Raw genomic sequence first — 8,789 nt, forward strand, 5'->3', positions numbered from 1 at the left:
TTGAAGAATGTTCTTTTTATACATAAGAATATTTTACAACAAAAAGTGACAAAGGAAAACCCCAAAACCCCTCATGAGTGAGGGGCAGGGGAGTTGAGAGTGCCGAAGGCACTTTGTTCTTACATACCAAAGGGGTGTTTTCACAGTTTCCCTTACTTACACCTCATTGCTGTGAAAGAGGAATACAGAGGCCAGGGGATTGGCAGAAAGTTAATAGATTACCTGGAAAATGTAGTTTGTGCCGATGCTCACAGACTATTTTTATTTAACAGGAAGGTTCATCCTGTTAAATAAAACTCCCCGGAGGATGCGCACTCCGCGCTAAGGAAATTTGGTTGCTGAAGCAACCCCGCTCCGGCGCAAGCGTCCGGGATGCCGGACTCTTTGGTGTTGCAGATTTCAATCCGGAAGCGAAGCGTTTCTACGAAAAAAATGGCTATCGGCAGGTGGGAGAGATTCCCGGCCTTTACAGAGAGGGAATAACGGAATATATTATGATGAAGGAAAATTGAGTGAAGCCCGGCCGGACAAAGACCTCTTGATTATTTATGCCAACCTGTGATATGATTTCGGTTAGGCGGCAGCGCAGTTGCTGTGTCCTTTTGGATTCATGATCCGAAAGATGGACTGAAATAAATAATGAAAGAAACGAGGATCTGTCTATGTTAGATATATGTTTGCTGGGCACGGGAGGTATGATGCCTCTGCCGTATCGGTGGCTGACTTCCATGATGGCGCGCTGTGATGGAAGCAGCCTTTTAATCGATTGCGGCGAGGGAACGCAGATTGCGCTGAAGGAAAAGGGATGGAGCCCCAAGCCGATTGACGTCATCTGCTTTACTCATTACCACGCGGACCACATCAGCGGTCTGCCGGGACTTCTTTTAACCATGGGAAACGCGGAACGGACAGAACCCCTGACCATGATCGGCCCCAGGGGGCTGGAGCGGGTGGTGACGGCGCTTCGCGTGATCGCACCGGAACTGCCCTTTGAGCTGAAATTCATCGAGCTGAGTGAGCCGAGAGAACAGCTTAAGATGGGGCCCTACGTGATTGACGCGTACCGTGTGAATCACAACGTGGTCTGTTACGGATATTCCATTTCCATTCCGAGAACGGGCCGTTTCGATGTGGAACGGGCGAAAGAGTATGAGATACCTCAGAAATTCTGGAGCCGTCTGCAGCGGGGAGAGACCATGGAAGAGGACGGAAAAGTCTTTACACCGGACATGGTTCTGGGCCCGACGCGGAGAGGCTTAAAGGTTACGTACTGTACCGATACGAGACCGGTGCCGGTGATTGCCGAATATGCGAAGGATGCGGATCTCTTCATCTGTGAAGGCATGTACGGTGAGGACGGCAAGGAGGCCAAGGCCAGGGAATACAAGCACATGACCTTTTACGAGGCGGCCAGGCTGGCGAAGGAAGCGAATCCGAAGCAGCTGTGGCTGACCCATTACAGTCCCTCCCTGACGAGGCCTGAGGAATTTATGGACAAGGTAAGAGAGATCTTTCCGCGGGCAAAGGCGGCGAAGGACGCATGGACCGTGGAACTGGAATTTGAGTAACGAATCAGCCGTACATACTGACATAGGGCTGAACGCCCGGGCTTCGTGTTTTCGTGCTCTTCGAAAACATGAAGATGCACGGCTGAATCGCTACGAATTTGATGAAGATTGATGAGGCAAATGAAATGAAAAAGAATCATACTGAGGAAGATGTCTATATACTGGCGATTGAGAGCTCCTGTGATGAGACCGCGGCGGCGGTGGTGAAGAACGGCCGGGAAGTGCTGTCCAACATCATCTCCTCCCAGATCGCACTCCACACCATCTATGGCGGAGTGGTGCCCGAGATCGCGTCGAGGAAACATATTGAAAAGATTAACCAGGTGGTGGAAGCGGCCCTTTCTGAGGCGGGGATGACACTGGAGGAGATGGACGCTGTCGGCGTGACCTACGGGCCAGGCCTGGTAGGCGCGCTTTTGGTGGGCGTAGCCGAGGCAAAGGCCATCGCCTATGCGGCTAAGAAGCCGCTGGTCGGAGTCCATCACATTGAGGGGCACGTTTCCGCCAATTACATCGAGCATCCGGAGCTGGAACCGCCCTTTATGTGTCTGATTGTCTCAGGCGGCCATACGCACCTGGTTGTAGTGAAGGATTACGGTGAGTTCGAGATCCTGGGCAGAACGAGAGACGACGCGGCGGGAGAGGCCTTTGACAAGGTGGCCAGGGCTGTGGGACTGGGATACCCGGGCGGTCCGAAGATCGATAAGGCAGCGAAAGAGGGCAATCCGCAGGCCATCCGTTTCCCGAGGGCAAAGGTGGAGGCCAACGTCTACGATTTCAGCTTCAGCGGCCTCAAATCAGCCGTGTTGAATCACATCAACCATGCGAAGATGATGGGGGAGGAGATCAATGTTCCCGATTTGGCGGCCTCGTTCCAGAATGCGGTTGTGGATGTGCTGGTGAGCCATACGATAGCGGCGGCGAAGGAATACGGATTTCACAAGGTGGCGATCGCCGGAGGCGTGGCATCCAACTCCGCTCTTCGTGAGGGGATGAAGAAGGCGTGCAGCAAGGCGGGAATTGATTTCTATTATCCATCCCCCATTTACTGTACGGACAACGCCGCCATGATCGGCGTCGCGGCCTATTATGAATACATGGGTGGCGCCAGGGCGGGCTGGGATTTAAACGCAGTGCCGAACCTGAAGCTGGGAGAACGTTAAACGGCGAATAGAGCCGGAACCAGGGACTGAAAGAAGGAGGAGGATACGTGGAGATGCGGGAATGCAAAAATACGGCGGCCATCGTTCTGGCTGCCGGAAAAGGAACGCGCATGGAAAGCGATATTCAGAAGCAGTATCTGGAACTGGGGGGAAAGCCTCTCATTTACTATGCGTTAAAAGCATTTGAAGACAGCCCGGTAAAGCAGGTTATTCTCGTCACCGGACGGGGAGAGACCGGGTACTGCAGAAAAGAGATTGTGGAGAGATTCGGTTTTCAAAAGGTCAGTCAGATCACGGAGGGCGGCAGAGAGCGGTACCACTCCGTGTTTGAGGGGCTGAAGGCGGTGACAGACTGTGATATTGTCTTGATCCACGACGGCGCAAGGCCCTGTGTCACCGGGGAGATCATTTCCGCGGCTATAGAGGGGGCAGGCCGTTACGGCGCCTGCGTGGTGGGAATGCCGGTGAAGGACACGGTGAAAATGTCTGATGACGACGAATTTGCCGTCATGACACCCGACAGAAGCCGTCTCTGGCAGATTCAGACGCCTCAGGCCTTCGATTATGGCCTGATCTTCGGCGCTTACTCGAAGCTGCTTTCATCGGAAGCGTATCAGACCGGTGTGACGGACGACGCCATGGTCGTGGAGAGTATGACGGACAGGAAGGTGAAGCTGATCCGCGGCGACTATTCCAATATCAAGGTGACCACGCCGGAGGACATGGATCTGGCGGAGGTATTGCTGAGAAGAAATCATATGATTTAGCTGACAGTAGAAGAGAAATACGGACAGAAAAAAGAGTTTGACCGGGTGATACCAGTCAAGCTCTTTTTTGCGGCTTATTTTTGCCCTGCCTTCAACAGATCCTTTATCAGGAGATGAAGATGATCCAGCTGCTCACGATTCAAGTGCTGTGCATCTTCCATAATATCTTTTAGTTTGGCAGGACAGGGTCTCTCCACAGCAAAAAAGTCGGAGGGTTCGATGTTTAAATACTCACATATATAAAAGAACCCCATCATGGATGGGAGAGAAGTCCCATTTTCTATTTTATGGATATATGTGGGGTTCTGGCCCAGTGACAGACTCATGTCCCGCGCGGATACGCCTTTTTGTGTCCGCAGCTCAGAAAGACGTTTTGCAAAATTGAAGTCGATATACATAAAATACCCCCTTCCAGTTTCATAGTATTGCATTCAATGAAATATCTGTGGCAAATAATGCAATCCCTCACTTGACATATTGCATTGATTACAATATTATTAACCATATGGAGTATTAAATGTATGATGCGAACACATTTCTCAAAATGCACCGGAATAACGAATGAATAGGAGCGTGAAACAATGGAAAAAATACGGGAAGGAAGCGGCAGAACCGATTTGCTGGAGCAGTTAAGTTCCAGAATGGGCTGCCAGTATTTATCCGATTTACGCGGGACGAAACGCAGGTTCCAATGCCGCGCCGCTCTTGACGAGATTCCAGCCGAGGAATATACCACAGAGACCTGGAATGATGCAATCTACTATATTACCGGAGAAAAGACGGAGTATTCCACATCGACAGAGGCCAAAAAAGGTCTGATGATACGGCTTGAGAAGAACAGCCAGAGGTGATGAGAAAATGAAAACGCCCCCTCATACGCATTTTGGGGAGATTTCAGAAGGTAAAAGATATCCACAGAATATTTCCTGAGAGAGAAGTTTACGGCTCTTTCAGAACGTATTCTGTGGATATCTTTTTTCTGTTTTTCCCTGCTCCGGATTGTGATCAGGAGGGGGAAATACCGGCGCAAATCCCGAAAAGACGGTGGACCGGCGCTGGTATTCCGGTTGAAAAACCCCCTTCGCTACGGTATAATAGAAAGATAACGATCGCGCGCTTAAGCTGCGTGTGGGGAAAATTATATTTAGGAGGTAGTATGATGGAGTATCTGAAACTTATCGGAATTGTAATCGTCATTGTCGGCTTTGCATTAAAGCTGGATTCTATTCTGATCATCTTTCTGGCAGCTGTTTCCACGGCTCTCGTCGGAGGACTGGGAGTAGGCGGACTGCTGGAAAACCTGGGAAGCAATTTTGTATCAAACAGAAGCATGGCTATTTTTATTATTATCTTACTGGTGACCGGAACGCTGGAGCGCAACGGGCTTCGTGAGGCGGCCGCGGACTTTATCCGCAAATTCAAGAATGTGACCGTCGGAAAGCTGGTATGCATCTATGGAGCCATGCGTTCCTTTTTTGGTGCGTTTAACGTGGGCTTCGGCGGTGTTGCCGGCTTTATACGTCCGGTACTTCTGCCTATGGCGGAAGGCGCCATCTCCGAGGATGACGAGCCTGCGGATGAGGACTACATAGAGGAGGCGAAGGGAATGGCTTCCGCTATGGAGAATATCAGCTGGTTCTTCTTCCAGGTCCTGTTTGTAGGCGGTTCCGGCGGACTTCTCGTCCAGGGTACGTTAAAGGGACTGGGTTATGAAGTAGAGCTCATCGATCTGGCCAAGGTGGAGATTCCGGTGGCTTTGACGGCGCTTGTCGTCGCCTGCATCTATTTCACTCTGAAGGACAAGCGTCTCAGACAGAAATACTTAAAATCCGGCAGATCAGAAAAAGGAAAATCATAACCAGGAGGTAGTCACTCATGTCATTTTTTATGGATTCAGCAATTTCACTCAGCAGTAAGCTGCTGGAGTGCGTATATATCATCATCGGCCTGATTACCATTTACGCAGGCGTTAAGAATTTACTGGACAAAGAGAACCCGGCCCGCTACGGAACGTTTGTATTCTGGACATCCTTCGGTATCGTGTGTGCTCTCGGCCACTGGCTGCCCACCAAGGTTTCGGGAACTCTCGTCATCATCATGATCATCCCGGCCATCTTCAAACGTGTAAAAGTTGGAAAACAGACGATTCCAACAAAAGAGTACTCAAGGAAGCAGTATGAGAAAATCGGCATGAAGATTTTCCTTCCCGCTCTGACCATGGGTGTGATGTCTCTGGCCTTCGCGCTGCTGACCAAGATCAGCGCTCTGGTGGGGGTCGCTGTCGGCGTTATCATCTCTATCATTCTGTTAATGGCTTATTCGAGGGACAACCGCCCTTCTACGTTTCTCAAGGATTCCGAGCGTTTCCTGTCCATGATGGGACCGCTCTGTATGCTGCCGCAGCTGCTGGGCGCACTGGGAGGCGTGTTCACGGCCGCCGGCGTAGGTGAGGTAATCGGAAAGATTGTCTCAGGTATCGTCCCTCCGGGAAATGTAACCATAGGAATTATTGTATTTGCCATCGGCATGGTATTATTTACGGCCATTATGGGCAATGCTTATGGAGCGATCACGGTTATGACGATCGGTATCGGAGCGCCCTGTATCTTAAACTACGGCGCGGATCCGGTGGTAATCGGCATGATAGCCTTAACCTGCGGTTTCTGCGGAACGCTGTTGACACCGATGGCGGCCAATTTCAACATTGTGCCAGTAGCTATCCTGGATATGAAGAACCGTTTTGGCGTAATCAAGAATCAGATCGTCGTAGCGCTCATTATGATTGTCGTTCAGATTATCTATATGATCGCGCTGCACTAAAAATCAGAACATAGAGAAATGGAACGTAGAGCACATGGAACTGGAAGAGGGAGCAAAAATTATAATTAACCGGTGGCTGAAGCTGAAGCCCTGGGACCGCCTCATGATCGTGGCGGGGGAGAAGAACATGGCCGAAGCGGAGGTCTTAAAGCGTCAGGCGGAAAAACGCACCCACGCGGTCAGCATTCTGCTGGTAGAACGACAGGGACAGCATGTGGGCGTCTTCTTTGACCAGCATCCCGATATCTTTGATTCTTACAACGCGGTGCTTGCGGCTACGGAGTACAGCCTTGTGACGACGAAGGCGGCCAGAAATGTGATAAAGCGCCGGGCAAAGTTTCTCTCTCTGCCCCTTTCCACCAATAATGGACAATCCATGCTGACCTTTGATTTCCTGAAAATGGACGTTAAGAAGTCGAAACTGACGGCAGAAGTAATCATGAAATACTTAAAGTCCTCGTCCCGCATCCAGATCAAGACGGATGCGGGAACGGACCTGACCCTGATGAAGAGAGGAAGAATGCCCGGATTTTTCAATGGGGTAACTGCAGATGGAGGCGGATTTTCCTCGGCCAGCATAGAGGTCTATATTCCCGTGGAGGAATGCGGTACCAATGGAACGATGGTGATCGACGGCTCTCTGGGCTATATCGGAGCGGCCAGGGAAGATACCCGGGTCGTCTTTAAAGAGGGACGAATCGTGGAGATCGAGGAGACTCCCACAGGCAAACGCCTGAAGGAGTATATGGAAGGCTATCATGATTCCGGAATCTATGTGGCGGGCGAGCTGGGGATCGGTTTAAATTCCTACTCCCAGTGCGCCGGCCGGTGTTACATTGAGGACGAGTCCGCCTACGGTACGTTCCATATCGGTCTGGGCAGAAATATCGCGCTGGGCGGAACCCATGAGGCGAACGGCCATTTTGATCTGGTAGCGAGGGAACCGAACCTTTTTGCGGACAACCGCCAGCTGATTCAGCAGGGGAGAATTATCATACCGGAACCTGTATTTTTTTAGACAGGACCGGAAAGTGTGATTCCCATAACCGTTTCTGTATATCTTAAGAAAAATGGAGAGAATAAAATTATGAAGATTTTAGTGACAGGTTTTGACCCCTTTGGGGGAGAAAAAGTAAATCCGGCGTATGAGGCGGTCAAGCTTCTTCCGGACACCATACATGGTGCGGAGATTATCAAGCTGGAGATACCCACGGTATTTTCTAAATGCGGCCCGTCCGTGGAAGAGGGAATCCGGCAGCACCAGCCTGACGTGGTCCTAAACGTAGGCCAGGCAGGCGGAAGAGCCAGCGTCACCATCGAGAAGGTGGCTATTAATTTTGCAGATGCGAGAATTCCGGACAACCAGGGAGAGCAGCCGGTGGACGAGCTGCTTCAGTCTGACGGAGAGAACGCTTACTTTGCGTCTCTGCCGGTCAAGGCCATGATGCAGAATGTACGGGAGCATGGTCTGCCCTGCTCGATCTCCTATACAGCAGGAACCTATGTCTGCAATGCAGTGATGTACAATGTTCTTTATATGTGTGCGAAGCGCTACCCCAATATCCGCGCCGGTTTTATTCACGTACCATACGCCAGCGGCCAGGTAATTGACAAGGCGGCGGGAACGCCATCCATGACCCTTGAGGCAATCGAAAAATCGATTGAATATGCAATTGAGGCAATCGTAGACGAAAAAGTGGCAGACCGTGTCAGTGCCGGTGAGACGCACTGATCGTTCGACACCCGCGATAGATAAGGGCAGAGAGCCGGAGCAAAAGCGCACCGGATACAGATGACCGGAATCCCGGATCACAGTCCGCCGCTTTTGTTCCGGACTGCCATATTTACGATGTGAGACACTGGTAAATGCACCGGCTGACGGGCTGGAAACGGCGGTAAAACGCGTAAAATAAAAAAACTGGAAAAATTTGTTGAAATCTGTTGACAGATTGTAAAAACAATGGTAAACTAGCCGAGTTGCTTCTGATGGCAACCCGCTTTTAAAACCTTCCAGAGGTTGAAAAAAAGAGAAAAAAAGTGCTTGACAAAAGCGCGATTATCCCTTAAAATAGAAAAGCACGTTTGGAGAGGTATCGAAGTGGTCATAACGAGGCGGTCTTGAAAACCGTTTGTCCGCAAGGGCGCATGGGTTCGAATCCCATCCTCTCCGTTGGCAGGTTTGCCGCTGAATATTATATAGAAATTAAATCAGCTAATTGCAGAAGTACCCAAGCGGCTGAAGGGGCTCCCCTGGAAAGGGAGTAGGCCGTTAGTAGCGGCGCGAGGGTTCAAATCCCTCCTTCTGCGCTAGCATTTACGCCGGACATGTTATCCCGGAGTCAGATGCGCACAGCACTTTGAAAACAGAAGATTGAACAGTATGTAAAACCCTGAAAATTCTAATAAAACAAGCCATTGTTTGATGGCTTTGAATGAGAAAATTCAGAACGAATACAATTATTGTATACGAA

General features: G+C 50.4%; 11 protein-coding genes and 2 tRNA genes. 12 read left to right on the top strand and 1 reads right to left on the bottom strand.

From position 1 onward, the window contains the following. Nucleotides 1-99 precede the first annotated feature (99 nt). From H8S80_RS33635 to ispD, 5 genes are all read left to right on the top strand, one after another. Nucleotides 100-294 (top strand): GNAT family N-acetyltransferase, encoded by a 195-nt coding sequence (locus H8S80_RS33635; RefSeq protein WP_278321579.1) that lies wholly within the window; start codon nucleotides 100-102, stop codon nucleotides 292-294. Between the two features lie 41 nt (nucleotides 295-335). Continuing rightward, nucleotides 336-512 carry an N-acetyltransferase gene (locus tag H8S80_RS33640; protein WP_181988083.1) on the top strand — a complete coding sequence of 59 codons (177 nt, stop codon included), beginning with the start codon at nucleotides 336-338 and terminating at the stop codon, nucleotides 510-512. 150 nt (nucleotides 513-662) lie between these two features. Further along, nucleotides 663-1,568, top strand: coding sequence for a ribonuclease Z (locus H8S80_RS33645; protein WP_002601512.1), 906 nt, complete (start codon nucleotides 663-665; stop codon nucleotides 1,566-1,568). Nucleotides 1,569-1,693: 125 nt separating this feature from the next. After that, nucleotides 1,694-2,731, top strand: a complete 1,038-nt coding sequence (gene tsaD, locus H8S80_RS33650; RefSeq protein ID WP_117622852.1) for a tRNA (adenosine(37)-N6)-threonylcarbamoyltransferase complex transferase subunit TsaD — start codon at nucleotides 1,694-1,696, stop codon at nucleotides 2,729-2,731. A 53-nt stretch (nucleotides 2,732-2,784) separates the two neighbouring features. Continuing rightward, the gene (gene ispD / locus H8S80_RS33655) at nucleotides 2,785-3,498 is read left to right on the top strand and encodes a 2-C-methyl-D-erythritol 4-phosphate cytidylyltransferase (protein ID WP_025530108.1); all 714 of its coding nucleotides are present in this window, start codon (nucleotides 2,785-2,787) and stop codon (nucleotides 3,496-3,498) included. Between the two features lie 74 nt (nucleotides 3,499-3,572). Here the strand turns inward: ispD and H8S80_RS33660 are convergent, their stop codons facing one another. Then, the gene (locus H8S80_RS33660) at nucleotides 3,573-3,896 is read right to left on the bottom strand and encodes a helix-turn-helix domain-containing protein (RefSeq protein WP_002601509.1); all 324 of its coding nucleotides are present in this window, start codon (nucleotides 3,894-3,896) and stop codon (nucleotides 3,573-3,575) included. A gap of 183 nt (nucleotides 3,897-4,079) precedes the next feature. Between H8S80_RS33660 and H8S80_RS33665 the strand changes: the two genes are divergently transcribed. The 7 genes from H8S80_RS33665 to H8S80_RS33695 all read left to right on the top strand — a co-directional run bounded on the left by H8S80_RS33665 (nucleotide 4,080) and on the right by H8S80_RS33695 (nucleotide 8,625). Continuing rightward, nucleotides 4,080-4,349: a hypothetical protein gene (locus H8S80_RS33665; RefSeq protein ID WP_002601508.1), complete on the top strand. Its 270-nt coding sequence runs from the start codon at nucleotides 4,080-4,082 to the stop codon at nucleotides 4,347-4,349. A gap of 305 nt (nucleotides 4,350-4,654) precedes the next feature. Further along, entirely contained in the window at nucleotides 4,655-5,356 is a 702-nt protein-coding gene (locus tag H8S80_RS33670) for a 5-oxoproline transporter, DUF969 family subunit (protein ID WP_198292943.1), read from the top strand. Nucleotides 5,357-5,373: 17 nt separating this feature from the next. After that, complete coding sequence (locus tag H8S80_RS33675; RefSeq protein ID WP_002601506.1) at nucleotides 5,374-6,318, top strand: DUF979 domain-containing protein; 945 nt, start codon at nucleotides 5,374-5,376, stop codon at nucleotides 6,316-6,318. A gap of 34 nt (nucleotides 6,319-6,352) precedes the next feature. Continuing rightward, nucleotides 6,353-7,336: a 2,5-dihydroxypyridine 5,6-dioxygenase NicX family protein gene (locus H8S80_RS33680; RefSeq protein WP_055655013.1), complete on the top strand. Its 984-nt coding sequence runs from the start codon at nucleotides 6,353-6,355 to the stop codon at nucleotides 7,334-7,336. A 69-nt stretch (nucleotides 7,337-7,405) separates the two neighbouring features. Then, complete coding sequence (pcp, locus tag H8S80_RS33685; protein ID WP_055655014.1) at nucleotides 7,406-8,050, top strand: pyroglutamyl-peptidase I; 645 nt, start codon at nucleotides 7,406-7,408, stop codon at nucleotides 8,048-8,050. A 352-nt stretch (nucleotides 8,051-8,402) separates the two neighbouring features. Further along, a tRNA-Ser gene (locus H8S80_RS33690) sits at nucleotides 8,403-8,488 on the top strand. A 48-nt stretch (nucleotides 8,489-8,536) separates the two neighbouring features. Next, nucleotides 8,537-8,625, top strand: a tRNA-Ser gene (locus H8S80_RS33695). Nucleotides 8,626-8,789 lie beyond the last annotated feature (164 nt).

It is taken from the genome of Hungatella sp. L36, assembly GCF_014288035.1.

Coding starts and splice junctions, on each gene's coding strand:
- H8S80_RS33670 (WP_198292943.1), top strand. CDS start 4,655: ATGATGGAGTATCTGAAACTTATCGGAATTGTAATCGTCATTGTCGGC.
- H8S80_RS33660 (WP_002601509.1), bottom strand. CDS start 3,896: ATGTATATCGACTTCAATTTTGCAAAACGTCTTTCTGAGCTGCGGACA.
- H8S80_RS33680 (WP_055655013.1), top strand. CDS start 6,353: ATGGAACTGGAAGAGGGAGCAAAAATTATAATTAACCGGTGGCTGAAG.
- H8S80_RS33665 (WP_002601508.1), top strand. CDS start 4,080: ATGGAAAAAATACGGGAAGGAAGCGGCAGAACCGATTTGCTGGAGCAG.
- pcp (WP_055655014.1), top strand. CDS start 7,406: ATGAAGATTTTAGTGACAGGTTTTGACCCCTTTGGGGGAGAAAAAGTA.
- tsaD (WP_117622852.1), top strand. CDS start 1,694: ATGAAAAAGAATCATACTGAGGAAGATGTCTATATACTGGCGATTGAG.
- H8S80_RS33675 (WP_002601506.1), top strand. CDS start 5,374: ATGTCATTTTTTATGGATTCAGCAATTTCACTCAGCAGTAAGCTGCTG.
- ispD (WP_025530108.1), top strand. CDS start 2,785: ATGCGGGAATGCAAAAATACGGCGGCCATCGTTCTGGCTGCCGGAAAA.
- H8S80_RS33645 (WP_002601512.1), top strand. CDS start 663: ATGTTAGATATATGTTTGCTGGGCACGGGAGGTATGATGCCTCTGCCG.